Source organism: Sphingorhabdus buctiana, from assembly GCF_042680825.1.
Classification (GTDB): Bacteria; Pseudomonadota; Alphaproteobacteria; order Sphingomonadales; family Sphingomonadaceae; genus Sphingorhabdus_B; species Sphingorhabdus_B buctiana.
In genome coordinates, this window is record NZ_JBHUEL010000003.1 from 163,921 (window position 1) to 188,034 (window position 24,114).

Annotated in this window: 29 protein-coding genes; 13 read left to right on the forward strand and 16 right to left on the reverse strand. The window is 58.9% G+C overall.

What is annotated here, in order from left to right; genetic code table 11:
- Positions 1 to 38: 38 nt before the first annotated feature.
- The gene (locus ACFSAG_RS03840; RefSeq protein ID WP_374612382.1) at positions 39 to 419 is read left to right on the forward strand and encodes a DUF4345 family protein; all 381 of its coding nucleotides are present in this window, start codon (positions 39 to 41) and stop codon (positions 417 to 419) included.
- On the opposite strand, the gene gloB is transcribed toward ACFSAG_RS03840, so the two are convergent.
- Both gloB and ACFSAG_RS03850 read right to left on the reverse strand, forming a co-directional pair.
- Positions 416 to 1,141, reverse strand: coding sequence for a hydroxyacylglutathione hydrolase (gene gloB, locus ACFSAG_RS03845; protein ID WP_381511556.1), 726 nt, complete (start codon positions 1,139 to 1,141; stop codon positions 416 to 418). The two genes, ACFSAG_RS03840 and gloB, sit on opposite strands and share 4 nt — an antisense overlap.
- On the reverse strand, positions 1,141 to 1,578 hold the full coding sequence (locus ACFSAG_RS03850; protein WP_381511558.1) for a VOC family protein: 438 nt from the start codon (positions 1,576 to 1,578) through the stop codon (positions 1,141 to 1,143). The genes gloB and ACFSAG_RS03850 overlap by 1 nt, the downstream gene beginning before the upstream one ends.
- A 276-nt stretch (positions 1,579 to 1,854) precedes the next feature.
- Between ACFSAG_RS03850 and ACFSAG_RS03855 the strand changes: the two genes are divergently transcribed.
- The gene (locus ACFSAG_RS03855) at positions 1,855 to 2,487 is read left to right on the forward strand and encodes an SIMPL domain-containing protein (RefSeq protein WP_381512038.1); all 633 of its coding nucleotides are present in this window, start codon (positions 1,855 to 1,857) and stop codon (positions 2,485 to 2,487) included.
- A 73-nt stretch (positions 2,488 to 2,560) separates the two neighbouring features.
- On the forward strand, positions 2,561 to 4,345 hold the full coding sequence (ggt, locus tag ACFSAG_RS03860; protein WP_381511560.1) for a gamma-glutamyltransferase: 1,785 nt from the start codon (positions 2,561 to 2,563) through the stop codon (positions 4,343 to 4,345).
- Here the strand turns inward: ggt and ACFSAG_RS03865 are convergent.
- Genes ACFSAG_RS03865 through ACFSAG_RS03880 form a run of 4 tightly spaced genes read right to left on the reverse strand, consistent with a single transcriptional unit; the run spans position 4,327 to position 7,710 of the window.
- Positions 4,327 to 5,085, reverse strand: a complete 759-nt coding sequence (locus ACFSAG_RS03865; protein WP_381511562.1) for an alpha/beta hydrolase — start codon at positions 5,083 to 5,085, stop codon at positions 4,327 to 4,329. The genes ggt and ACFSAG_RS03865 overlap by 19 nt on opposite strands.
- Before the next feature lie 11 nt (positions 5,086 to 5,096).
- Positions 5,097 to 5,351 carry a DUF6356 family protein gene (locus ACFSAG_RS03870; protein ID WP_381511563.1) on the reverse strand — a complete coding sequence of 85 codons (255 nt, stop codon included), beginning with the start codon at positions 5,349 to 5,351 and terminating at the stop codon, positions 5,097 to 5,099.
- Between the two features lie 47 nt (positions 5,352 to 5,398).
- Entirely contained in the window at positions 5,399 to 6,490 is a 1,092-nt protein-coding gene (locus ACFSAG_RS03875; RefSeq protein ID WP_381511565.1) for a M48 family metallopeptidase, read from the reverse strand.
- Positions 6,490 to 7,710 carry a YjgN family protein gene (locus tag ACFSAG_RS03880; RefSeq protein ID WP_381511567.1) on the reverse strand — a complete coding sequence of 407 codons (1,221 nt, stop codon included), beginning with the start codon at positions 7,708 to 7,710 and terminating at the stop codon, positions 6,490 to 6,492. Before ACFSAG_RS03880 ends, ACFSAG_RS03875 begins: the two co-directional genes overlap by 1 nt.
- Positions 7,711 to 7,978: 268 nt before the next feature.
- Here ACFSAG_RS03880 and thrS point away from each other — a divergent pair, with 268 nt between their 5' ends.
- The 3 genes from thrS to ACFSAG_RS03895 are packed head-to-tail and all read left to right on the forward strand — an operon-like array spanning position 7,979 to position 11,086.
- Positions 7,979 to 9,979, forward strand: a complete 2,001-nt coding sequence (gene thrS / locus ACFSAG_RS03885) for a threonine--tRNA ligase (protein ID WP_374612366.1) — start codon at positions 7,979 to 7,981, stop codon at positions 9,977 to 9,979.
- 1 nt (position 9,980) lies between these two features.
- A complete protein-coding gene (locus ACFSAG_RS03890) occupies positions 9,981 to 10,331 on the forward strand; it encodes a hypothetical protein (RefSeq protein ID WP_374612364.1) in 351 nt (116 codons plus the stop codon).
- Positions 10,328 to 11,086, forward strand: a complete 759-nt coding sequence (locus ACFSAG_RS03895; protein ID WP_381511569.1) for a sulfite exporter TauE/SafE family protein — start codon at positions 10,328 to 10,330, stop codon at positions 11,084 to 11,086. The genes ACFSAG_RS03890 and ACFSAG_RS03895 overlap by 4 nt, the downstream gene beginning before the upstream one ends.
- Here the strand turns inward: ACFSAG_RS03895 and ACFSAG_RS03900 are convergent.
- Positions 11,083 to 12,234: an alpha/beta hydrolase family protein gene (locus ACFSAG_RS03900; protein WP_381511571.1), complete on the reverse strand. Its 1,152-nt coding sequence runs from the start codon at positions 12,232 to 12,234 to the stop codon at positions 11,083 to 11,085. The genes ACFSAG_RS03895 and ACFSAG_RS03900 overlap by 4 nt on opposite strands.
- Positions 12,235 to 12,289: 55 nt before the next feature.
- Here ACFSAG_RS03900 and ACFSAG_RS03905 point away from each other — a divergent pair, with 55 nt between their 5' ends.
- A complete protein-coding gene (locus tag ACFSAG_RS03905) occupies positions 12,290 to 12,973 on the forward strand; it encodes a VOC family protein (RefSeq protein ID WP_381511573.1) in 684 nt (227 codons plus the stop codon).
- A gap of 158 nt (positions 12,974 to 13,131) precedes the next feature.
- Entirely contained in the window at positions 13,132 to 13,653 is a 522-nt protein-coding gene (gene infC, locus ACFSAG_RS03910) for a translation initiation factor IF-3 (RefSeq protein ID WP_374612357.1), read from the forward strand.
- Positions 13,654 to 13,670: 17 nt separating this feature from the next.
- Here infC and ACFSAG_RS03915 read toward each other — a convergent pair whose 3' ends face one another.
- The 9 genes from ACFSAG_RS03915 to coxB are packed head-to-tail and all read right to left on the reverse strand — an operon-like array spanning position 13,671 to position 20,881.
- Entirely contained in the window at positions 13,671 to 14,426 is a 756-nt protein-coding gene (locus ACFSAG_RS03915; RefSeq protein WP_374612355.1) for a sulfite exporter TauE/SafE family protein, read from the reverse strand.
- The gene (locus ACFSAG_RS03920; RefSeq protein ID WP_374612353.1) at positions 14,423 to 15,049 is read right to left on the reverse strand and encodes an SURF1 family protein; all 627 of its coding nucleotides are present in this window, start codon (positions 15,047 to 15,049) and stop codon (positions 14,423 to 14,425) included. The genes ACFSAG_RS03915 and ACFSAG_RS03920 overlap by 4 nt, the downstream gene beginning before the upstream one ends.
- Positions 15,046 to 15,441 (reverse strand): DUF983 domain-containing protein, encoded by a 396-nt coding sequence (locus ACFSAG_RS03925; protein WP_381511576.1) that lies wholly within the window; start codon positions 15,439 to 15,441, stop codon positions 15,046 to 15,048. The genes ACFSAG_RS03920 and ACFSAG_RS03925 overlap by 4 nt, the downstream gene beginning before the upstream one ends.
- Positions 15,442 to 15,463: 22 nt before the next feature.
- Positions 15,464 to 16,351 carry a cytochrome c oxidase subunit 3 gene (locus tag ACFSAG_RS03930; protein WP_374612349.1) on the reverse strand — a complete coding sequence of 296 codons (888 nt, stop codon included), beginning with the start codon at positions 16,349 to 16,351 and terminating at the stop codon, positions 15,464 to 15,466.
- 41 nt (positions 16,352 to 16,392) lie between these two features.
- The gene (locus ACFSAG_RS03935) at positions 16,393 to 16,956 is read right to left on the reverse strand and encodes a cytochrome c oxidase assembly protein (protein WP_381511579.1); all 564 of its coding nucleotides are present in this window, start codon (positions 16,954 to 16,956) and stop codon (positions 16,393 to 16,395) included.
- Entirely contained in the window at positions 16,953 to 17,141 is a 189-nt protein-coding gene (locus ACFSAG_RS03940) for a hypothetical protein (protein WP_374612346.1), read from the reverse strand. Before ACFSAG_RS03940 ends, ACFSAG_RS03935 begins: the two co-directional genes overlap by 4 nt.
- Positions 17,138 to 18,043, reverse strand: a complete 906-nt coding sequence (gene cyoE / locus ACFSAG_RS03945) for a heme o synthase (RefSeq protein WP_374612344.1) — start codon at positions 18,041 to 18,043, stop codon at positions 17,138 to 17,140. Before cyoE ends, ACFSAG_RS03940 begins: the two co-directional genes overlap by 4 nt.
- A 60-nt stretch (positions 18,044 to 18,103) precedes the next feature.
- Positions 18,104 to 19,768 carry a cytochrome c oxidase subunit I gene (gene ctaD, locus ACFSAG_RS03950; protein WP_374612342.1) on the reverse strand — a complete coding sequence of 555 codons (1,665 nt, stop codon included), beginning with the start codon at positions 19,766 to 19,768 and terminating at the stop codon, positions 18,104 to 18,106.
- Positions 19,769 to 19,786: 18 nt separating this feature from the next.
- Positions 19,787 to 20,881 carry a cytochrome c oxidase subunit II gene (coxB, locus tag ACFSAG_RS03955; RefSeq protein WP_381511583.1) on the reverse strand — a complete coding sequence of 365 codons (1,095 nt, stop codon included), beginning with the start codon at positions 20,879 to 20,881 and terminating at the stop codon, positions 19,787 to 19,789.
- 217 nt (positions 20,882 to 21,098) lie between these two features.
- Here coxB and pyrE point away from each other — a divergent pair, with 217 nt between their 5' ends.
- The 5 genes from pyrE to ACFSAG_RS03980 are packed head-to-tail and all read left to right on the forward strand — an operon-like array spanning position 21,099 to position 24,063.
- Positions 21,099 to 21,680: an orotate phosphoribosyltransferase gene (gene pyrE, locus ACFSAG_RS03960; RefSeq protein WP_381511585.1), complete on the forward strand. Its 582-nt coding sequence runs from the start codon at positions 21,099 to 21,101 to the stop codon at positions 21,678 to 21,680.
- 2 nt (positions 21,681 to 21,682) lie between these two features.
- Entirely contained in the window at positions 21,683 to 22,423 is a 741-nt protein-coding gene (locus ACFSAG_RS03965; protein WP_381511587.1) for a pyridoxine 5'-phosphate synthase, read from the forward strand.
- The gene (gene acpS, locus ACFSAG_RS03970) at positions 22,420 to 22,830 is read left to right on the forward strand and encodes a holo-ACP synthase (RefSeq protein WP_374612333.1); all 411 of its coding nucleotides are present in this window, start codon (positions 22,420 to 22,422) and stop codon (positions 22,828 to 22,830) included. Before ACFSAG_RS03965 ends, acpS begins: the two co-directional genes overlap by 4 nt.
- Entirely contained in the window at positions 22,827 to 23,777 is a 951-nt protein-coding gene (gene lepB / locus ACFSAG_RS03975) for a signal peptidase I (protein WP_381511589.1), read from the forward strand. Before acpS ends, lepB begins: the two co-directional genes overlap by 4 nt.
- A 16-nt stretch (positions 23,778 to 23,793) precedes the next feature.
- Positions 23,794 to 24,063, forward strand: coding sequence for a hypothetical protein (locus tag ACFSAG_RS03980; RefSeq protein ID WP_381511591.1), 270 nt, complete (start codon positions 23,794 to 23,796; stop codon positions 24,061 to 24,063).
- Positions 24,064 to 24,114 lie beyond the last annotated feature (51 nt).

The following is a 24,114-nucleotide window of genomic DNA, read 5'->3' on the forward strand; positions in this document are numbered from 1 at the left end:
AATTGCCCGATAAGCCTGCGCGAGAGAGGGGAAAAATCATGAATCTGGTGTTGCGCATATTGGTTGGCCTGTGGGGCCTGGGTTTCGGGCTGCTCGCGGTACAAGGGATCATCGACCCAAAAGTCTTTACGACACAATTCGGGATCGAAGCGCCGGGCGCATCGATAAACAGCGTCCGCAGCGATTTCGGGGCCTTCTTCCTGGTATCCGCAGTGGGCGCATTATGGGGCGCTTGGAAACCTGAAAAGGCAAACCTTCTCTACGTCCCCGCTGCCTTGTTCGGAACTGCACTGGTCGGTCGCCTGATTGGCCTAGGTCTTGGCGATCCGGCTTCGGCCGCCAACAACCAGGCTATGATCATCGAAGGCGTCAGCACCATGCTGATGCTGTTCACAGCACGCCGATTGAAGACCGCCTAAGCCGCATCCTTCGCCGCGCGGCGGGCGGCCAGTTCGGCCACCGATGCCGCGCGCATGAAGGGGTTGGTTGCCCTTTCCAATGCGATGGTGGTCGGCACCGTCGGCTCGCCCGCCTCGCGCATCGCGTTGACCTTTTCCATGCGCGACACAAGGGCGCTATTGTCTGGCTCTACCGTCAACGCAAAGCGCCCGTTGCTCTGCGTATATTCATGCGCGCAGTAAATGCGGGTTTCGTCGCCCAGCGCCTCAAGCTTGCGCATGTTTGAATACATCTGCTCCGCCGTGCCTTCAAACAACCGTCCGCAGCCCATGGCGAATAGCGTATCACCGACAAAGGCGACCCGCTCGGTCGGGAAGTGAAAGGCGATGTGGCCCGCAGTATGCGCAGGGACATCCAGCACCTGTGCTTTCACTTTACCAAGGGAAACGCTATCCCCTTCGGCAACCTTCCGGTCGAGCGTCGGGATGCGTTCGGCCTCTGCGGCAGGGCCAGTGATCGTGCAACCGGTCGCTTCCTTGATCGCCGCATTGCCACCCGTATGATCAGGGTGCCAATGGGTGTTCCAGATTTGGGTAATCGTCCAACCGCGCGCCTGTGCCTCGTCGAGCACCGGTTCCGCCACCGCCGGGTCGACCGCCATGGTCTCACCGCTTTCGGGCTCGTGCACCAGCCAGACATAATTGTCGGAAAGAACGGGGATGCGGACGATTTCCAATGCCATCACCAGTTCCCCACATTGGGCATCGACGCCCAGGGTTCCTGCGGCGGCAGATACCCTTCTTGCAGCAGTTCGACCGAAATTCCGTCGGGTGACTTCACGAAAGCCATATGGCCGTCACGCGGCGGGCGGTGAATGATATGGTCTGCGTCCATCAACGCCTGGCAGGTCGCGTAGATATCATCGACGCGATAGGCGAGATGCCCGAAATTGCGTCCGCCGGTATAGACCTCTTCCTCGCCATTCTCGGGCGGCCAATTGTAGGTCAGTTCGACCTCGGCCAACCCCTCCTGCCCCGGCGCAGCTAAGAAAATCAGGGTGAAGCGCCCTGCCTCGCTGTCGAAACGCCGCACCTCTTTGAGGCCGATCAGTTCAAAAAAGGCTATGGTCGCTTCAGGGTCAGAAACGCGGATCATGCTGTGGAGATACTTAACGGACATATTTCAACTCATCGATGTTAAGGCACGGTTCATCGCAGGAAACCTATTCGACGAACCGCGCTGGGTCGGCGCAAACATGGACCGGCAAGGCAGCCGACGCAAGGGGCGTACAGGCGCTACGAACCGATTTCGAACGAACGGAAATGCGAAATGCTTGAAGATGAAAGCGTACAGGACAGGCAGGGATTTTTTGGCCGGCTCACCGCCAATCAGGGCAAGGCATGGCTGGCAGGAACAGCATTGCTCGCAAGCGGGCTTGTCGCAGGCGGCTATTTGATGGGTGATGGTCTCGTCCGCATGAAACAGTCTGACCGGGCGGTGACCGTTCGCGGTCTTGCCGAGCGTGAAGTGACCGCCGACCTTGCCACATGGACCATCAGCTATTCGGCGAAAGCGGGCGATCTGCAAAGCGCACAGGCAGACCTTGACGCAGACACACGCGCCATCCGCGCCTTTTTCACCGAACTCGGTTTCAAGGGCGACGACCTGCAACCCACCGGCGCCAACGTTTCACAATATTCGGAAAATGGCGTGCCGACTTACACGGTCAAGCAACGGCTTTCGTTGCGCACCACCGATATCGGCAAGGCGCAGGCGGCGGTCAAACGGCAGTTCGATCTGGTGAAGCAGGGTGTCGAACTCGAAGAAGGATCGGGCATGAGCTATACCTATACCAAGCTCAACGCGATCAAACCGGAAATGGTCGCTGATGCCACCAAGGATGCACGCAAAGCCGCCGAACAGTTCGCCAAGGACAGCGGCACCGATGTCGGCAGCATCAAATCCGCAACGCAGGGCTATTTCGAAGTCACTTCGCGCGATGGCGATGCGACCGGCGGATGGGGCGTGTCGGACACGCCTTACAAAAAGGTCCGCGTGGTCACCACGGTCGAATATTATCTGGACTGATACGGGGATTGACCCGCTTGTAACATGGCGGGTGCGGGGGTAACGCATCGCTTCTCAGGAAAAGGGAAGAGAGATGCGCTACACCCCGCTTTTAGCCGCGTTGCTGATCACCACACCGCTTGCCGCACAGACCGCCCCGAAAGACCAGGGCGACCGCTACTCGGGTGCCGCTGGTGCGAGCCGTTCGTCGGTCATCGCGCAGAACGGGATGGCGGCGACCAGCCAGCCATTGGCGACGCAGGTTGCACTGGATATCCTCAAAGCGGGTGGCAGCGCAGTCGACGCCGCCATTGCCGCCAACGCTGCGCTTGGACTGATGGAGCCGACAGGCAATGGCATCGGCGGCGATCTGTTCGCGATCATCTGGGATCCCAAGACGCAAAAGCTTTATGGCCTGAACGCAAGCGGGCGCGCCCCGATGGGGCAGAGCCTGAAGCAATTACAGGACCGGACGAAGAAAATGCCGCGTTCGGTGCGCGATTCCGATGGCACAATTGCCGACTGGGGCTCCGCTTCGGTTACGATTCCGGGAACGGTTGACGGCTGGTTCGAAATGCACGGGCGTTTCGGCAAGCTGCCGATGCGGTCGGTTCTTGCTCCGAGCATTCGTTACGCGCAGCAGGGTTTCCCGGTCAGCGAGCTTATTGCCCAATATTGGAAGAGCAACACTGCCGGTTTCGAGGCGCTGCACAAGGAAGGCGTGATCGAGGAAATCGACAATATGCGCCGCACCTATATGCCCGGTGGCAAAGCCCCGGCAGAGGGTGAAATCTTCAAGAACCCAGACCTTGCCCTGACCCTGATCGAAATTGCCGAGGGTGGCCGCGATGCTTTCTACAAGGGTTCGCTCGCCAAGGCGATGGACCAATATTTCAAGCGCATCGGTGCCCCGCACCGCTATGAGGATTTTGCCGCGCACAAGAGCGAATGGGTTGAGCCCGTGTCGACCAACTATCGCGGCTATGATGTGTGGGAAATCCCGCCCAATGGCCAAGGCATTGCCGCCTTGCAGATACTCAACATCCTTGAAGGCTATGACCTGAAATCGATGGGACGCGGCAACGCCGATTTCTGGCATGTCTTCATTGAAGCCAAGAAACGCGCCTTTGCGGACCGGGCAAAATATTACGCCGACCCGGCCTTTGCCAAAATCCCGCTCAAGGAACTGCTGTCAAAGGAACGCGCTGCGAAACAGCGGGCGGATATCGATATGGGCAAGGCGGCATTGGCCGACCCGGCGCTTCCGGTCGATGGCGGCAACGACACGATATATATGACCGTTGCGGACAAGGACGGGATGATGGTGAGCCTCATCCAGTCCAACTATCGCGGCATGGGTTCGGGGCTGGTACCCGATGATGGAAATGGCCGCACTTTGGGCTTCATGTTCCAGGATCGCGGCGCACAGTTCAGCCTCGATGCCAAACATGCCAATGCCTACGCGCCTGGCAAACGGCCATTCCACACCATCATCCCTGCCTTCATGACCAAGGACGGCAAGCCGTTACTGTCCTTCGGCGTCATGGGCGGGGCTATGCAGCCGCAAGGGCATGCGCAGATCGTCGTCAATATGGTCGATTTCGGGATGACGGTGCAGGCGGCAGGCGATGTCGCACGCTTTCACCATGACGGTTCGACCGATCCCGAAGGCGGCAAGGCGATGACCGATGGCGGCGTGGTCGAGATAGAAACGGGGGTGTCGCAAGCGATTGCCGATGAGCTCACAAAGCGCGGGCATAAGGTCAAATATTCGGTCGGCCCCTATGGCGGTTACCAGGCAATCTGGCGCGATCCGGTTACCGGCGCCTATTGGGGCGCAAGCGAGTTCCGGAAAGACGGTCAGGCTGCGGGGTACTGACCCGCAACTTCGTCCACCGTCGCGAGCAGCAGGGCTATATCGGCGTCGCGCGATAGGCGATGGTCACCGTCTTTGACCAATGTGACGCGCACGTCGGTTGATTGCAGCGTTTCGGCGAGCTTGAGCGAAATCTTCCACGGCACATCGGCATCCGCCTGCCCGTGGAGCAACCGCACCGGGCATTGTATGGCGATTGCGCGGTCGAGCATCAGGCTGGCCTCGCCTGATTCATACAGGCCCTTGTAAGTCGGCGTCGGTTCGGGGCCATAAGGGTTATGCTCGAAATGCACGCCCTTGGTGAGGATGTTCTCGCGCTGCGCATCGGTAAATCCCCAGCGGGTGAAATCGGGCGCGGGCGCGATGCCGATCAAGCCTGCCAACCGGTGGCCCAGCACTTCGCCAACCAACAGCATCAGCCAGCCGCCCATGGATGAACCGATCAGGACGACCGGCCCGTCCACCAGATCATCAATCATCGCGAGCACATCGTCGCGCCAACCGGTTAGCGTCTGGTCTGCGAAATCCCCCTCGCTCTCACCGCAGCCGGCATAATCGAGCAACAGGCATGCACGGCCATTGGCAACCGCCCAGTCGAACACCGCGGTCGCCTTGCCGCCGGCCATGTCGGACATATAGCCGGGCAGGAAGACAAAAGTCGGTCCCGCGCCCTCCGCTTTGCGATAGGCGAGCTTCAGCCCGTCGGGGCGTGCAAAAAAGTTAAGGGAAAGCGACTGACTCAAATTTGAGTCACTCAAATGACCCAATCGACGGTCAGCATCTGGCTGACCTCCTGCCCCTTGGCACGTCGCTGGATCACCATGATCTGGTTGAGCCGTTCGATGGTGCGGCTGCCGGTGGTCACGCACCAGCCGGGCACCACGGCGTGCACCAACGCGCACAACCCGCCCCATATCATCGTAACGCCGAATTTCGATGCGACCCCGAAATGTTCGAGATAGCTTTCGTCGACACTGCGCGGATGATCGATGAAGAGGCGACGGAACATGGGGCAACTCCAAATGGTGGATCTACGGCCCCGCTTAGACGCTGCACCTATTCGATGTCAAAGCCCCAGCCGGATTTCACATCCTTGTCCTGTGCGCACATCGTTTTCAATTCGCGCCACTCGTCCGGGGTCAATGCCGGTTTGTAAGCGGCTCCTTTGACGACCGCGTTTTCGAACAGCTTGCGGCGTTCATCTGAGAGCGGATGGCTTGATGAATAACTCGCCATGGTTCGCGCTTGCCGATCCTTGATATCCCCACTGCCATCCATCGCGGCTAGTCGGTTGAAGAAGTCGGCGGTACCCACCGGCGAAATGTTCGCACGCTTCAAGGCCTGCAACGAACGCTCATCGGCCTCGCGTTCGGAATCGCGGGTGTAGGTGGTCGAAAGCATGCTGTTCAGCGTACTGCCGCCGCTGCCATCAAAACCGCCAAGCACCACCGCCAGCCCCATCTGCCGGAGCAGGCCCTGCATCACATGACGTTCGCGGACATGGCCGATTTCATGCGCCAGCACCCCCGCCACCTCATCGGGCGACTTGGCCTGGCTCAAGAGCCCTTGGAAGAGCAGCACCTTTCCACCCGGCAAGGCAACCGCATTGAGCATGTCGATATTGGCCACCTCGACCTGCAGGTCCTGCGGATTATCATCGAGCGATCGTGTCAGCTTGGCGAGCGCAGCCTTGCCCTGCGGCGTATCGCAGAAACGCCCGCCAAAGTCGCCGACCAGCGCATCGCCCAATTTTTGTTCGACGCTGGAGGGCACCAGCGGCGCCAGCCATTGCGGCGAGAACAGCACCACCGCCACCACGGCGGCGCTGATGCCTGCGAAAACTAAGCTGGCCTTGCCCAAGCCCAACCTGTCGATCAGCCCGCCATAGGTCTTGGCAGCTGGCAGCATCGGTACCAGCTCACTCGGCACATTGCCACGCAGGCCCAACCGCCAGCCATCTCTACCCTCTAACCCATAGACCTTGGTATCGGCCTTGTTTTCGAGAAATCGCAGGTCAGCAAAATCAAAGGGGCCAGACTGTTTATCCTGTTCGCGCAAGTAAAACTGGTGTCCTCTGGCTTCGATCTCGACATTCCGTCGGACGGCGCTCTGCCCGTCGAAATGCCATGCATCGAAAAACATGGGCATCAGATTGCACCGACATCAAAGGCATCGAGCAAGCCTTCACCATGGCTGGCGCTTTGCGTAGTCGATTGCGTCATCCGGTCGAGGTTAACCTCACCAAAGGCTTCGGTGTGTACCACGAAGAATTTCCAGCGACGGTAACGGATGATCGAAGAGGCAAAGGCAATCGGGATGATCGCCACCAATATCCCGATTACGAGACCGAACGACAGGATAGATTCGCCTGCCTCCAACTGCTGCGCAAATTGCGTGGGATCGGCGGCGATGAAAATGCTGAACGGAGCAAAGGCAGCCCCATAAGCCAGCATCCAGATTGCCAGGTTGCCGAGCCAATAGAGGATCCAGTCGGGCGAGCGTGCAGTGAAATCAAATTCGAGATCGCCGATGCGCAGCGCGCCAATCGCAACGCGCATGAATTTCGAATAATAGAGCAAGGCGGCGAGCGGCATCAGGATATAGATACCCAGAACACCGAAAATGATCATGACAGCGGCCGCAACCCCGCCGGCGGTTGAAAAGGGAGTGCCACCAGCGCCCGAAGCGGCGGCGCTTACGCCGATCATGATAGCCCCGACAAACAGCAGGAAGGGGACCAGATAGAAAAGCAGGTAGCGCTTCATCAGGGCTTTCCAATCGGCATCCGACTGGAATTGGTAGGGACCAAAGCTCATCTTGCTCCACCGTTCATTCCACAGCGACATGCTGGCCCAGGGATAAAGCAGGTAGAGCGGGATCGCGGCGACGACATTCTTCCAGATATAGGAAAAGCCATAGGTAAAGCCTTCATCGTCACTGCCGCCGCGAATTCCGCGCCAGTAAGTGCGGCTGAGGCGGTATCGCAGCGCCCGGAAATAAGCGAGGCCCGTGAGGTAGAACACGAACATGATCATCGCAAAGATGATGATGCCCGCGAGTAGCGGTTGCCCTTGGAACACCAGTCCGTTGATCACCAATTGCATGATGACCAAAGGCAGGCCGAGCAGGAAAAAAACCATGACGAAGCCGATGAACAGCTCAATCCCGCGTCCGGTCCATTCAAGCGGTTCATCGATGAAGCGGGTATGCGACCAGAGATATTGCCGTTCCCGCGTCGTTGCCCAGAAGCGATAAATGCCCAGCGTCACCAAGGTCAACAAAACGTTGGGCAAAGCAATCTTTGCAAAATCGGTCCAGCTGCCATGGAAAGTGACGGCACTTGGCGCCTTCCCCTGATGTTCGGTCATCGTGCGCCTTCCTCCACTTATTGCAGAGGGATAGGTGCTTGAATCCGCACCCCATTGTCAAGCAGCGCCGACCGGCTTCTGTCACCGAGCAGGTAAAATATGGTGATTTGAGAGGGAGAATGGCAGGCGAAAGCTAGGAAGCATACTTCCGGTCTCGACCGCGATGGTGTCAGCTTTGTCAGTTTCGACGCATTTCTGCGCACTTGCGGCAGGGCGCTTTGGCTGGCAAAGGGGCGGCTCCAATCAAAGCTGAAAGTGTGCAAATCCAATGTCCGAAATGATCCGTGTAACCCTTCCCGATGGCTCCGCCCGAGAAGTTGCGCGCGGAACCACCCCGGCGGATATTGCCGCTGCGATCGGCCCCGGCCTCGCCAAGGCTGCGCTGGCCGCGCGCGTCGATGGCGAGGTGCGCGATATCATGCGTCCGCTCGAAGCCGATACCAACCTCGCGCTGATCACGGCGAAGGATGAGGCGGATGCGCTGGAACTTGCCCGCCACGATTTTGCGCATGTGCTTGCCGAGGCGGTGCAGAAACTGCACCCCGGCACGCAGATTACCTTTGGCCCGGCAACCGACGACGGTTTCTATTATGACGTGATGGCCCCGGCCAATCGCGGCCCGTTTACCGAGGATGACCTGCCTGCGATCGAGGAAGCGATGCGCGAGATCATCCGCGCCGACAAGCCGCTGCGCCGCGAAGTCGTTGCGCGCGATGACCTCATCAAGACCTGGAAAGATGCTGGCGAAAGCTTCAAGGCCGAGTGGGCGGCCGAACTGCCCGAGGGTGAGGAGCTGACGGTCTATTGGTCGGGCGACGACTGGATGGATATGTGCCGCGGCCCGCATCTGGCCTCGACCGGAAAGCTCGACCCCGCTGCATTCAAGCTGATGCGCGTTGCCGGGGCTTATTGGCGCGGCGACCAGAATAATGCCCAGCTTACGCGCATCTATGGCACCGGCTGGCTCAACAAGAAGCAGCTCGACGCGCACCTGCTGCGCCTCGAAGAAGCCGCCAAGCGCGACCATCGCAAATTGGGCGGCGAGATGGACCTGTTTCACCTGCAGCAGGAGGCGCATGGTTCGGTATTCTGGCACCCGCATGGCTTCACCATCTGGCGGCAGCTCGAAAGCTATATGCGCCGCGCGATCGACGATGCAGGCTATCGCGAGGTGAAGACCCCGCAGGTGATGGACGCCCACCAATGGGAGCAGTCTGGCCACTGGGGCAAATATCGCGAGAATATGTTCGTCATCCCTGACGAGGTGCCCAACACCGAGGATGAAGGCCCGGTGATTTCGGGAGACGCCGACTGGATGGCGCTGAAGCCGATGAACTGCCCGGCGCATGTCCTGATCTTCCGTCAGGGTATCAAGTCGTACCGCGACCTGCCGCTGCGCCTGTTCGAGCATGGCTGCTGCCACCGCAACGAACCGCACGGCGCGCTCCATGGCCTGATGCGCGTGCGCCAGTTCACTCAGGACGACGCGCACATCTTCTGCCGCGAAGACCAGATCGTGCAGGAAGTGCAGGATTTCTGCGCGCTCGCCGACCGGGTCTACAAGGATTTCGGCTTCACCTATTCGATCAAGCTCGCGCTGCGCCCCGAAAAGCGCTTCGGCAGCGATGCCGACTGGGACAAAGCCGAGAATGAGTTGCGTGATGCCGTTGTCAAGGCGGGCCTCGCCACCGAAGAATATGGCTGGGAAGAATTGCCCGGCGAAGGCGCTTTTTACGCGCCCAAGCTCGAATGGCACCTGACCGACGCAATCGGCCGCACCTGGCAGGTCGGCACGATCCAGTCGGACCGTGTTCTGCCCGAACGTCTGGATGCCAGCTATATCGGCGAAGATGGCGGCAAGCATCGCCCCGTCATGCTCCACCGTGCAATCTTCGGCAGCTATGAACGTTTCATCGGCATTTTGATCGAGCATTATGCCGGTCGCTTCCCGGTCTGGCTTGCACCCGTACAAGCCGTTGTCGCGACAATCGTTTCCGATGCCGATGGCTATGCAAATAGCGTAGCCGAGAAACTGAAGGCAGCCGGCATCCGTGTCGAAACCGACCTGCGCAACGAAAAGATCAACTACAAGGTGCGCGAGCATTCGCTTGCGAAGATCCCGCACCTGCTGGTGGTGGGTAATCGCGAGGCAGAGGAAGGCAAGGTTGCAATCCGCACCCTGGGCAGCGAAGGCCAGCGGATCATGAGTGTGGACGAGGCCATAGCGATGCTGGTCGCCGAAGCAACACCACCGGATTTACGCGGATAAAATGCGCGCACTGATCATCGCTTCGTTGGGCCTCAACATTGCGGTGCTCGTGCCGGTATGCACCAGCCTCCTGCTCAAGGCTGACTGGACGGTTTCCGCTTATGGTGCCGAAACCCCGGCGCGCGGGATCCTGCTCTCGATTTATCTCGCCATATTGCTGTGCTCGATTGGGCTTCTGTTCAAACCATCGCCTGCGATGGTTGCGGCGCTGTTGCTGGTGCAAGTCATCTATAAGGTGACGACGCCTTTCACGGTCGGCAGCTTGGGCAATCCGGTTGTTATCACCAACCTCGCTATAGCTGCGTTCCACAGCCTGACGCTGTGGTCGATTTGGAAACAGGCCGCAGCTTGACGCTAGAGACATTTTTCGGGGGGCTATCGCCGGCAACGCTGACTGCGGCGCTGGCACTGGTCTTTGGTGCATCGGTGGTGCGCGGGTTGACCGGATTTGGCCTTGCGATCATCCTTGTGCCGTTGCTTGGCCTTATCGTCGAGCCTGCTGAGGCGGTGGTCATTTCCATCCTGCTGCAACTGCTGGCGGGGCCGATTGGCCTCAAACGCATCATGGCTGATGGTGAACGCAGCACCGCGATCCCGATCTCTATCGCCGCGATAATGGCGACGCCGTTCGGCGTCTGGCTGCTGTCGTTGACCGCACCTGATGTCGCGCGGCTCGCCATTGCGACCCTTGCGCTTGCCGCTTTCGGACTGATGTTCGTACCTGCCAAGGAAGGGGCAATACCGGGTCGCAAAGAAACGCTGGCGACAGGGCTGGCCGCTGGCGTGCTTACGGGCTTTGCCTCGATGCCCGGGCCGCCCGTCGTTCCCTTTTACCTGCGCCGGAAGCTGTCGCCCGACGTCGCGCGCGCTTCCATGCTGATGGTGTTTTTTGCCACCGCGATTGCCGGAAGCATTGCCGCATTCGCGCTGGGTGTGGCCAACCTGCACCTGCTCTGGCTGTCGGTGCTGTTCTACCCGGCGCTTTATATCGGCACGCGGTTGGGTGAACTCGCCTTCGGAAAGGTCAGCGAACCGGTATGGCGCACGCTCGTCGGGATTATCCTTGGGGTGGCGGGTGTGGCAGCCGTGGTGCGGCTGCTCAACTAACCGAATTTCCGGGCAATCCAGTCGCTGCACAGCTCCACCGCCCTAGGCAGCAATTCTGGCCGCTCGATATAATAATGGTCGGCACCTGCGACATCGGCATATTCCTTGTCGGTATGGCCGACCGCTTCGAACAAGCGCTGCGCATGGCTCGGCGTGCAGGCGAGATCGGCGGTGTTGTTGATCACCAGCACGGGGCAACGGATCCGCGCCGCATTGCCCAGGCCGGTCGCATTGGTGTCGTCATAGCTCCATTGCGACAGCCAGCTGCGTAGCGTTGAAAAACGCGCAAGGCCCACCGGACCGTCATTGGCGACTTGGGGCACGCCCAGATAGCATTCATAAGGCCGCCGGTCCGAGGGATCCTGCGATGGATCGGTCCAGCGCACATCGGCCATCGTGCCATGGACGACGAAAGCACGCTCGGCATTGGGCGTGTCGCTGGCGCGAATTGCAGCCAGTTCTTCCTTTACCCAGGCGGTGATCCGACGGTTGCGTGCAATCTGCGCGGTGCGGAAGCGTGCTACAAATGCATCGTCATAGGGCGCCTTGTTCGGGTTTGCGGGATCATAGATGTTAAGTTCGGGATCGCGATCAAACGGCTTGTTCTCATCAAGGATCGACGGGTCGATCCACTCGGTCAACGTCATCGCCCGGCTGATATGCGCGGCAAGAAGCATGATGCCATCGACCTTGGGCATTTCAATCGCCGTCAGATCATAGGCATCGCCTGCGGGGGTGTGCGTGATCGTCGGATTTTCGGCCTGGTCTTGATAGAAGAGCGACATCGATCCACCGCCGGACCATCCCCCCAGGATGAACTGTTCATAGCCCAGCCGATCGCGCGCATGGCGCAGAGCAGCAGCAAGATCGCTGATGCATTTTTCCATGACGAGCGCGGTATCGTTGCCTCGATAGCGCGGGTTCACATACAGCACATGGTGCCCGCCATGCGCGAGTGCGGTCACCAGCGGCAGGAAGGATCCACCACCAATCGGGTGGGTGAAGACGATGGCGCGCTTTGAAGGCACATCCTTCGGCGTGATCGCCATGCATTCAACAAACACCGTGCCCCCCGCGCCGCCATAGACATCCTTGAAGGCAGATTCTTCCTGATAGACCACCGCATAGGGCGTGCGCACGATTTCCATTGCTTTGCTCCTCTTCCGTGGCAGATTGCTTGGCGGAAGAGGAAAGGCAAGTCTTATGGTCCAGCCAACGGGCATTCACCACATCGCAATCATGACGGGCGACATGAAAAAGCAGATCGAGTTTTTCTCGGACGTGCTTGGTACTCCGCTGGTCGCGATATTCGATATGCATGGCGTTCCAGGTGGCATCCACGCCTTTTTGAAGCTCGATGGTGGATGCTATTTCTCGCTGGTGCAACTGCCCGAGACGGCGGACATACCGATCACCCTTGGCATCACCCATGCCGGAACCGGCGCAGGCAACAGTGCGCCCGGAACTATGCAGCATCTGGCATTCTATGTGAAGGACGAGACGCAATTGCTGGCGATGCGCGACCGGATTCGGACCAAGGGGGTCAATGTAATCGGACCGCTCAATCACGGGATGTGCAAATCGATCTATTTTGCCGGGCCCGAACAACTGACGCTTGAGGTTGCCTGCCCGGGAATGCCGGTGACGGCTGATCGATGGGTCGATCCCTCAGTGCTGGAAAAGGTGGGCATCACCCCTGAAGAAGCGCAAGTCTATGCCAACCCCGATGGCTATGCTGGCGAAGACGGGGCGGTGAAACAGCCCGATTACAACCCGGCCAAGCCGCACATGGCCTATCCGGAAGACCGGTACAAAATGATGCTCGCAGTGCCTGATGAGGCGCTGGCCGCAATGTCGGAACATAGCGAGCCGCCCGTTCCGGCGTGAAACAAATATAGCCTATTCCAAGTTGCATCGCTGCAACGCCCGCGCACAAAAGCAACGGGCGGTGCGGCCAGCCCTTTATTTGTCGCGTTTTTGCCTGTAAGGGCGGCACATCATAGATTTTAGGAGTAATTGCTATCGCTGCCCCAGTTCAACGGCGCATGTTGACGCCCCCGGTCAAAAGTGGACCGCGCTATAATGAGTTCATCCAGAGCGAAAAAGTTCGCGTCATCGATGAAGAAGGCGAAAATCTGGGGGTGATGTACACCCGCGAAGCAATTGCACAGGCTGCCGAAGTAGGCCTCGACCTCGTTGAAGTTTCACCCAATGCTGACCCGCCGGTCTGCAAGTTCCTCGATGTGGGCAAGTATAAATACGAAGCCCAGAAAAAGGCCAATCTCGCCCGCAAGAGCCAGAAGACGCAGGAGATCAAAGAGATCAAGATGCGTCCGAACATCGACGATCATGACTATATGACGAAGATGAAGAAGATCGTCGAATTCATCGGTGAGGGCGACAAGGTAAAGGTCACGCTGCGGTTTCGTGGTCGTGAATTGTCGCACCAGCAACTCGGCATGGCGCTGTTGCAGCGCGTTGCTGAAGACATGGTCGAAACAGCCAAGGTTGAAGCCTATCCCCGTATGGAAGGCCGCCAGATGCTGATGGTACTCGCGCCCAAATAAGGCGCAGGTTTCTCAGCTTACCAGATTGCTTCGCGGATCAGCTCCGCACCCACGACGATCATCAATAGGTTGATCGCAAGGTGGAAACGCGCGGGTGAAATCCTGCGGACAAGGATCACACCGGCAATCGTGCTGACGATCGCCAGCGGCATGAACAAGGCGGTCAACCACAACGTTTCGGCGTTGAACTGCCCCAGCGCCAAATAGGCCGGAACCTTCATATAGTTGATCACTGCGAAAAATATCGCCGATGTGCCGATAAAGATTGTGTGCGGCAGGTTGCGTGACAACGCCCAAATCTGGAACGGCGGCCCGCCTGCATGCGCGACATGGCTGGTAAAGCCTGCAACCCCGCCCCAGAATGTACCGACCCAGCCTGGCATCGCCGAAGCCCAGCCAGCGGTTCCGAGGCGCTTTTCCATCATCCGGTAAGCGCCGAAGGCAAAGGCAATCAAACCCACCAATCCCTTCACCGCCTCGCTCGACACCGAATTGGCGAACAACCAGCCAAGGAATATCCCTGCAGCCGCACCGGGCAACATCTGCCACAGGACAGTGCGATCATATTCTTTCCGAAATGACCAAACGCTCACCACATCCTGCACCATCAATATGGGGAGCAACATCGCAGCCCCCTGCACCGGATCCATGACCAGCGCAATCAACGGCATCGACGCTGCACCCAATCCGGCAAAACCCCCTTTGGCGAGACCAACGAGCAGTATCGCCAACCCGGCGACAAGCCAGAACACGGGATCGGTGGGAACGCTCAACGGCCGGATTGACGGCGGCGCAGCGCCAGCAGGTAAATGACAAGCGCCGCTGCGGCGAAGAAGAACCACTGCACCGCATAGGACAGATGGTTGTTGGTCACGCTTTTGGGATCAGGCTGGGCGACCGCCCGCATTCCCGCAGGCGGCGCATCCGCCACAATCATCGGGCGGGGAACGGGTATTGTGCCGAACGTTCGCTCTATGATGTTATACCGGCTGGGTTCGGTCAACACGGTTCCGCTGACCATGCCGCCTTTCCAGTCCGGTTTCAGGTCAGGGCGATCCGCTATTCCAAGCGCCACCAACGCACCGGGCCCTTCAGCGCCTGTCTTGCAATCGGCGATATATTGGAAGCCCGACGCGCCCTTAATGTCTCGCCCTGAAACGCTTTGCCAGCCGACCACCTCCAGACAGTTTAGCGTCGATTTTCGAAACATCTCCGCATCACGAACAGGCGCGGTCATGGGAAAAGCGATCGCCGGCTTGTTCGCATTGGCAGCATAAAGCGCGATCAATGCCTCTTTCTCACCCTTGCGCTGCAACTGCCAAATGCCCAGTGCGATCATCGTCACAATGGCGAGACCGACGACTATCGTTGGCAACAAAGGGAGTTTCAGTTTCAACTCTCGTCAACCTTGTTTGCAAGCCGTCCCTCGACAGCCCGGTTGCGATGCTCAGCGATCAGCAGCATGCCCTTTGAAACCCGCAGCGACAGGACAACTAATAGGATCGTCAGCGGTATCCAGATAAGCGCATGAACCCAAAATGGGGGATGGCCATAGATTTCCAGCAACACGGCCAGCACGATCACAATCGCCCCCAAACCCATGGTCAGGAATGCAGCGGGGCCATCACCGACGTTGAAACTGGCATAGCTGAAACCGCAATGGCTGCAATTTTCCGCGAAGCGGGCGGGCCCACTAAACATCGTCTTCGATCCGCATTCGGGACAGAGGCCGAAAAGGGCAGCCTCGACCAAGCCGGGCTGCCCTTTTGTGGTTTGTGTTTCCGACATCGTCGTAACCCGACGATGACTATCAGTGGACCGGTGCGCCCCAGCCGCCCCAGACATAGACGACGACGAAAAGGAACAACCAGACGACGTCGACGAAGTGCCAGTACCAGGCAGCAGCTTCAAAACCGAAATGCTGTTTCGGCGTGAAGTGACCGGCATAAGCGCGGCCGAGGCAAACGATCAGGAAGATTGTGCCGACAATAACGTGGAAACCGTGGAAACCGGTCGCCATGAAGAAGGCCGATCCATAGTTCAGTCCAGCGAAGGGGAACGGCGCGACAGCATATTCGTAAGCCTGGACGCAGGAGAAGAGAACACCGAGAATGATGGTCAGCCACAGGCCGTTGATCAGACCCTTGCGGTCGCCATTGATCAGCGAGTGGTGTGCCCAGGTTACGGTGGTGCCCGAGCAGAGCAGGATCAGCGTGTTGAGCAAAGGCAGGCTGAACGCGTCGAACACCTGCATGCCCTTAGGCGGCCACTGCTTGAACGCCTCTGCGCCTTCCTGGCCAATCATGTTGGTCACGGTGAAGGCATGGGTCGCATGATCAATCTCGATCTTCAACGCCTCTGGAAAGAGCGAATAATCGAACCAGGCCCAGAACCAGCCGACGAAGAACATGACTTCGGAAGCGATGAACAGGATCATGCCGTAGCGCAGATGCAACTGCACCACAGGGGTGTGGTCGCCTGCATGGGCTTCACGGATCACATCGGCCCACCAGGTCCAGAAAGTGTAGAGCACACCGATCAGGCCAGCACCGAAAACGAGGCTGCCATAGCTGCCAAGTACCTTGGGCTGGAACATCATCACCATGCCGAAGAACATCACCAGCGCGGCAAAGGAACCCACCAGCGGCGTGATGCTGGGCGGCAGAATATGATAATCGTGGTTTTTGGCACCGGCCATGGCTTGCTTCCCTATTCCCTAACCTGTTTCAGTTGTTGCCTTTAGCTACCCTTGCCCGCTTGGTCTACGGGGTAGAAGGTATAGCTGAGCGTAATTTCTTCGATATCCTTGGTATCCGGATCGGTCATGATCTTCGGATCGACATAATAAAGCACAGGCATGCGCACCTGCTGCTTTGGCTGCAAAGTCTGTTCGGTGAAACAGAAGCACTGCACCTTGTTGAAATATTTGCCCGCCTGTGCGGGGCTGACATTGAACGTTGCCATGCCCTTGATTGGCTGGTCGGACAAATTCTCTGCGATAAAGACCGTCATGTCGCGTGCACCGATGCTGATGGTATCGGTCGGACGTTCCGGCTTGAAATTCCAAGGTAGGCCGCGCTGGTTGGCATCGAAGCGAACGACAATCGTCTTGCTGACGGCCTGCACGGTCGCGGCTTGTGCTTCGCTGACACGCATCGTGGTGCCGCCGAAGCCCGTTACCTGGCAGAAAATGCGGTAAAGTGGGACAGCTGCGAAACCGACACCGACCATGCCGATTGCCAGCGCACCGGCCAGCAACCCGGTTTTGAGGTTCGATTTTTGTGTGGAAGCAACTGCAGTCATCCCCAAACTCCAACCTTTACGACGGTGATAGCGAAAAACAGGGCGCACAGGCCAAAGAGCACGAACGCCATGGCTTTCGAACGGCCAGCCTGACGAGCCCGTACGGCATTGCTTTCCTCAAGGCTGAGGTCACCCACCTTGCGCGGGCCCATATCAACGGGAGGAGGCGTAGCTTGATCGTTCATGCCAGCACCATACGGTCAAGCGCCAAAGCGGCGAAAGCAATGAAAAGGTACAAGACCGAAAAGGCGAACAGCCGCTTTTCTGCCTTCATATCGGCGGCATCAATGCTTTCGCTGCGCCATGATGCAAAAGCGAGGACAAGGAACAGGGCATTGAGCAACACAGCCGTCGCGCCATAGATGATCCCGGTCATCCCAAGCAGCCAAGGTGCGACCGCTACCGCAGCCAGCACGAAGCTATAGCCGAAAATCTGGTTCCGGGTCGCGCGTTGCCCCGCAACATTGGGCAACATCGGAATGCCGGCGGCGCCATAATCAGACTTCATGAACAGCGCGAGCGCCCAGAAATGGGGCGGCGTCCAGAAAAAGATGAGCGCAAACATCAGCACCGGCAACAGCGTGATATCGCCGGTCACCGCCGCCCAACCGATAACCGGCGGGAAAGCCCCTGCTGCGCCGCCGATAACGATATTTTGCGGCGTATTCGGTTTAAGCCACATCGTATAAACGACGGCGTAGAAGAAAATCGAAAAGGCAAGGATGCCTGCGGACAGCCAGTTGACTGCAACCCCCATGATGCCAACCGAAAAGGCCGCCAAGCCAATGCCGAACTGAAGCGCGGATTCACGTTCCATGCGGCCATCGGGAAGCGGCCGGCCAGCGGTGCGCTTCATCTTGGCATCAAGCTCTGCCTCATACCATTGGTTGAGTGCACCCGAAGCCCCAGCACCGGTAGCAATGCAGAGGATGGCGGTGAACGCTAACACAGGATGGATCGATCCCGGCGCAGCGAGCAATCCGCACAGCGCGGTGAACACGACAAGCGACATCACCCGGGGCTTTGTAAGCGCCCAGAAATCCCGCCAATCAGCGGGAAGACTGATGTTGTTCGTCGCGATAGTCATATCTTGGTTCCAAAAACCCGCCCTGCGGACAAACCGGAGGGCGGGGCTTTGTTCCCGGTCTTACTTAATGACCGGAAGCGTTTCGAACTGGTGGAAGGGCGGCGGGCTCGACAGAGTCCATTCGAGCGTGGTTGCACCTTCACCCCAATAATTGCCTTCCGCCTTGCGGCCGGCCACGAGCGACCAGAAGACATTGATGAAGAAGATGATCACGCCCACGCCCATGATAGCATAACCCCACGATGCGATCTCGTTCCAGTGCGCAAAGGCATCCGGATAGTCGGGATAACGGCGGGGCATACCTTGCTGACCCAGGAAGTGCATCGGGAAGAACAACACGTTCACGCCGATGAAGAAAATCCAGAAGTGCAGGTGGCCGAGGAACTCGTTGAGCATGCGGCCAGACATCTTGCCGAACCAGTAGTAGAAACCGGCGAACAGCGCGAAGACCGCGCCCAGCGAGAGCACGTAGTGGAAGTGGGCGACAACGTAATAGGTGTCGTGCAGGTTATCGTCGACACCACCATTGGCGAGGACAACACCGGTCACACCACCAACGGTGAACATGAAGATGAAGCCAAGCGCCCAGACCATCGGCGTCTTGAAGCTCAGCGAACCGCCCCACATGGTGGCGATCCAGCTGAAGATCTTGATACCGGTCGGGACGGCGATAACCATCGTCGCGGCGGTGAAGTACATCTTCATCTCGACGCTCATGCCGATCGTGTACATGTGGTGTGCCCACACGACGAAGCCGACAACGCCGATTGCGACCATGGCATAAGCCATGCCGAGATAGCCGAAGACCGGCTTGCGGCTGAAGGTCGCAACGATCTGGCTGACGATACCGAAGCCCGGCAGGATCATGATGTACACTTCGGGGTGACCGAAGAACCAGAAGAGGTGCTGGTACAGGATCGGGTCACCACCGGCAGCGGCATCGAAGAATGCGCCGCCGAAGTTACGGTCAACCAGCAGCATGGTGATAGCGGCAGCAAGCACTGGCAGCGCAAGCAGCAGCAGGAATGCGGTAACCAGCACCGACCATACGAACAGCGGCATCTTGTGGATGGTCATCCCGGGCGCGCGCATGTTGAAGATGGTGGTGATGAAGTTCACGGCACCAAGGATCGACGCCGCACCTGCAAGGTGGAGCGAGAAAATCGCCATGTCGACTGCAGGCCCGACCGATCCCGAGGTGGAAAGCGGCGCATAGACCGTCCAACCCGTGCCGGCACCGAGGCCGGTACCGCCAGGTACGAAGGTTGAGCCGAGCAGCATGATGAAGGCAACCGCGGTCAGCCAGAAGCTGATATTGTTCATGCGCGGGAAGGCCATGTCGGGCGCACCGATCATCAGCGGCACGAACCAGTTGCCGAAACCACCAATGATTGCGGGCATGACCATGAAGAAGACCATGATCAGGCCGTGCGCGGTGATCAGCACGTTCCACATATGATAGGCTTCATCGAGCGAAGCTTCCTTGCCGGCCATCATCGATGCCCAACCCGTCAGATACTGAATGCCGGGCTCTGCGAGCTCGAGGCGCATCAGGCCGGAAATGCCACCACCGATGACACCCGCGAGAATCGCGAATATCAGGTAAAGCGTTCCGATATCCTTGTGGTTGGTCGACATGAACCAGCGGGCGAAAAAGCCCGGCTTGTGGTCGGCATCATGCGCGTGGTCATGATGGTCGGCGGGATTTGCAGCAATCGTCGTCATCTTTGTCGACCTCTTTTTTTACTTGGCAGCAGGCGCCGGAGCGGCGGCAGGAGCGGTTTCGGTTGCAGCAGGAGCGGCAGGAGCAGCAGCAGGTGCAGCTTCAGCAGGTTTTTCACCCGGCATCGAGCCGCCTTTTGCCTTTACCCACGCCGCAAATTGAGCGGGCGGAAGCGCCTCAACCACGATCGGCATATATGCGTGGCGTGCCCCGCAAAGTTCCGAACACTGGCCGAAATAGACGCCCGGCTTTTCGATCGTCACGGCCTTTTCGTTGAGACGGCCGGGAACAGCGTCAAGCTTGAACCACAGTGCAGGCACCGCAAAGCTGTGGATCACGTCAGCGGCGGTGGTCTGGATGCGGATGGGAACGCCGGCCGGAACGACCATGCGGTTATCCACGGCGAGGAGGCGAGGACCGTCATCGTCGGTGCGGTAACGCTCACCCGGCTTAACAGCCGACTGTTCCTGAAGCATGTTCGAGACAACTTCGAAGCCGCCATGGTCGGGATAGGTGTAACCCCAATACCACTGATATCCCGTCACCTTCACGGTAACAGCATCAGCCGGCGCAGGCTTGAACTGCTTGGCGACCAGCGTCAGCGAGGGATAAGCGATACCCAGCAGGATGAGAACGGGGACGAGCGTCCACACGACTTCGATGAAGGTGTTGTGGGTGGTCTTCGAAGGTTCGGGATTGGCCGCGCGGCGGTAGCGCACGATAACCCAAAGCAGCAGACCGAGGACGAACAGCGAAATGATCGTGATGATCGGCAGCAGGATCGAGTTGTTCATCCATTTGGCATAATGGCCATTGGGGCTGAACTGTTCCTGGAAATCGACGCCGCGATCCTTGGGCATACCGACATGGTTTTCATAGTCGGGCTTCATCGGCGTGTAGCCGGGGAGCGAGCCGTCCATTGAGGGTGCAGCAGACGGGGCCGCAGCCTCATTTCCAGCATCGGTAGCAGCAGCAGGAGCTGCCTGGACCGGTGCAGGGACCGCCTTTGCCTCTGCCGCGGCAGGTGCAGGTGCCGGATTCGCCGCCTGCGCCGATACCATGGCGGGAAGCATCATCAGCCCGCATGCCAGAACAAATTTTTTCATAATATTCATTATGTTAGCCCCGTAATCCTATCGCGGAGAGCCCGCCGGAAACTGTTGTATCGCTGTAACAAAACCGCGATTTGGCGCGGCTTATAGGCGCGCTTGGCACAAGCCTCAAGCAGCCTCAATACCAATTTTTGCATTTATTTGTGGGCGGAATCCACCTAATCTGCGTTGCAAATCGCGCAACAGTGGTTGCACGCAGTTCAAGGACATCCCCCAAATCATGACCGAAGACGAAATTCTCTCCGAGTTCCGCGCTGCCGAAGCCTTGCTGGAAGGGCACTTCCTTTTGTCGTCCGGACGGCACAGTGCTTATTATCTGCAATGCGCCCGTTTGCTGATGAACCCGGAACGGGCAAGCCGCATCGCGGTTGCCATTGCGCAGAAACTGCCGCGCGACATTCGCAGCCAGATCGAGGTTGTCGTCTCGCCTGCAATGGGCGGCATTATAATAGGGCATGAAATGGGCCGCGCGCTCAGTGTTGACGCGCTGTTCGTCGAACGCCCCGAAGGCGTGTTCGGTTTGCGTCGTGGCTTTGCCCTGAAGGAAGGCCAGAAGGTTCTGATGGTCGAGGACGTCGTCACCACCGGCCTTTCATCGCGTGAAGCCATCAAGGCGATCGAGGATGCTGGCGGCGAAGTGATCGCGGCGGCTTCGATCGTCGATCGCTCGGCGGGTTCAGTTGATCTCGGCGTGCCCTTCTTTCCTCTGATTGAGCTCAACTTCCCGACCTACGCGCCCGATGAGCTGCCGCCCGAACTGGCGGCTAGCGAAGCGGTGAAGCCGGGGAGCCGCAAGGCTTGACCATGAACGGTCACCTCCGCCTTGGCGTCAATATCGACCATGTCGCGACGATCCGTAACGCGCGCGGCGGGGATCACCCCGATCCGGTGCGCGCAGCAGAGATTGTCGCGCATGTCGGCGGAGACGGCATCACCGCGCACCTGCGTGAAGACCGGCGGCATATCCGCGACAGCGACCTTGCCCGCATCCAGGCTGCGACCAGCCTGCCGCTCAACCTTGAAATGGCGGCGACCGAGGAAATGCTGGAAATTGCATTGCGGCACAAACCGCACGCTGCGTGCATCGTGCCCGAGCGGCGCGAGGAACGCACGACCGAAGGCGGGCTCGACGCGGCCGGATTGCACAACCAGCTGGCTCCGATCGTATCGCGCCTGTCCGATGCGGGCATCCGGGTGAGCCTGTTCATCGAACCCGATGCCCGGCAGATTGACGCCGCGATGCGGCTCAAGGCACCCGTCGTCGAACTGCACACCGGGCGCTACGCGCATCTGTGGCTCGATGGCGACACGGCCGGGATCGAGAAGGAACTCAAACGCATTGCCGATGCGGCCGCACTCGCCGCCAAGAATGGCATCGAACCCCATGCCGGCCACGGTCTGACCTATGATAATGTCCAGCCCATCGCCGCCATTCCGCAATTGGCCGAACTCAATATTGGCCATTACCTGATCGGCGAGGCAATCTTCGATGGCCTTGAAAATGCGGTACGCAAGATGCGCGAACTGATGGATGCGGCGCGGTGATCATCGGCCTCGGCTCCGACCTGTGTAATATAGAGCGTATCCAGAATTCGCTGAACCGTTTTGGCGAGCGGTTTGAAAACCGCGTATTTACCGATGTCGAGCGCGCCAAGGCTGCAAAGCGGCCCTTCACCAAGGCCGGAACCTACGCCAAGCGGTTTGCCGCCAAAGAGGCGTTCAGCAAGGCTGTCGGCACCGGGTTCAAACGTGGCGTGTTCATGAAGGACATCGGCGTGGTCAACGCGCCGTCAGGCGCTCCGACATTGGCGCTGACTGGTGGGGCAAAGGCACGGCTCGACGCGATGGTCCCAAATGGCTATGAGGCGCACATTCACCTAACGCTGACCGACGATCACCCTTGGGCGCAGGCCTTTGTGATCATCGAGGCATTACCGATTTCGAAAGCATGACAATCTTGAACAGCGAACCTGTAACCACCGAGAGCAAAAGCAGCGCTGCGGAAGCGCCCAAACAAGGCTGGCTCCACAATCTGTGGGCAGAAATCAAAGGCCTGTTCTGGTTGCTGCTCGCCGTGCTCGGCTTTCACAGTTTCATCGCCAAGCCATTCTATATTCCGTCGATCTCGATGATGCCTACATTGCTGGTGGGCGACCGGCTGTTCGTTTCGAAATTCGCTTATGGCTGGAGCTTTGTCTCCCCCACCATTCCCAATCCCGTGGCGCTATTCCAATGGCTGGTGCTGCGCGAAGACGTAGATTCGCTCGCTTTCACCTTGCCCGAAAGCAAGGGCCGCGTGTGGGGCGCGACACCCGAACGCGGCGATGTCGTGATCCTTACGCCCGAGGGCAAGAACCAGGATTATATCAAGCGCGTTATCGGCATGCCCGGTGACCTGTTCGAAATGCGCGGAGGGCAGGTGTTCCTCAACGGCAAGCCGATCAAGCAGGAAGCGCAGCCGGTGAAAGACCTGCCGGTCGACGCCAACAATCCCTGCACCGAGATCGATTTCCCGGGCGCCTTGGCGCAAGAAGCCGATGGTTCGCTGCACTGTTATGTCACCATCGTGCGCGAAACGCTGCCCAATGGCGTCAGTTATGACACGATCGATGCGCGCCGCGGATCGACCGACGATGTCGCACCCATCCGTATTCCCGCAGGGCATTATTACCTGCTGGGTGACAACCGCGATAACAGCGCCGACAGCCGCGTTGACGCCCCCATCGGCCTTGGTGGCCCGGTTGCGTGGGAGCGTATCGGCGGGCGAGCCGAGATCATCACCTTCTCACTCGATGGTTCGACCGGGCTGAATCCGGCGAGCTGGTTCTCCTCCTTCCGCGGTGGACGTGCGGGCACAAGCCTGCGCCCCGACAAAGCGGAAGCCAACGCTTCGAAATGAGCAAGGCGGGCGGCAGATGTATCTGATCGCCTGCTTCCTGTTCGGCATTGCCAATTTCGCGATGCACAAGGCCGTGGTGGAGTCGGGCCATCCCTTTGTCGAGGATACCAAGATTTATTTCGGGCGGCATTTTGGCCGCAACGGCAGCTATTTGCTTGAATTTGGAATATTGCTCGGCGCGATGCTGTTTGCCTATTCGGGGTCAGGCATGATCCTCGGCTTCTACGCGGTCTATACCGGCTTCAACGCCATTGCCGCGTGGCTGCTGCTATCAAGACGGATGTAGTTTGTCCCAAATTATCAGTCGCTAATCGAACCCGGCTGGTTCGCATACATT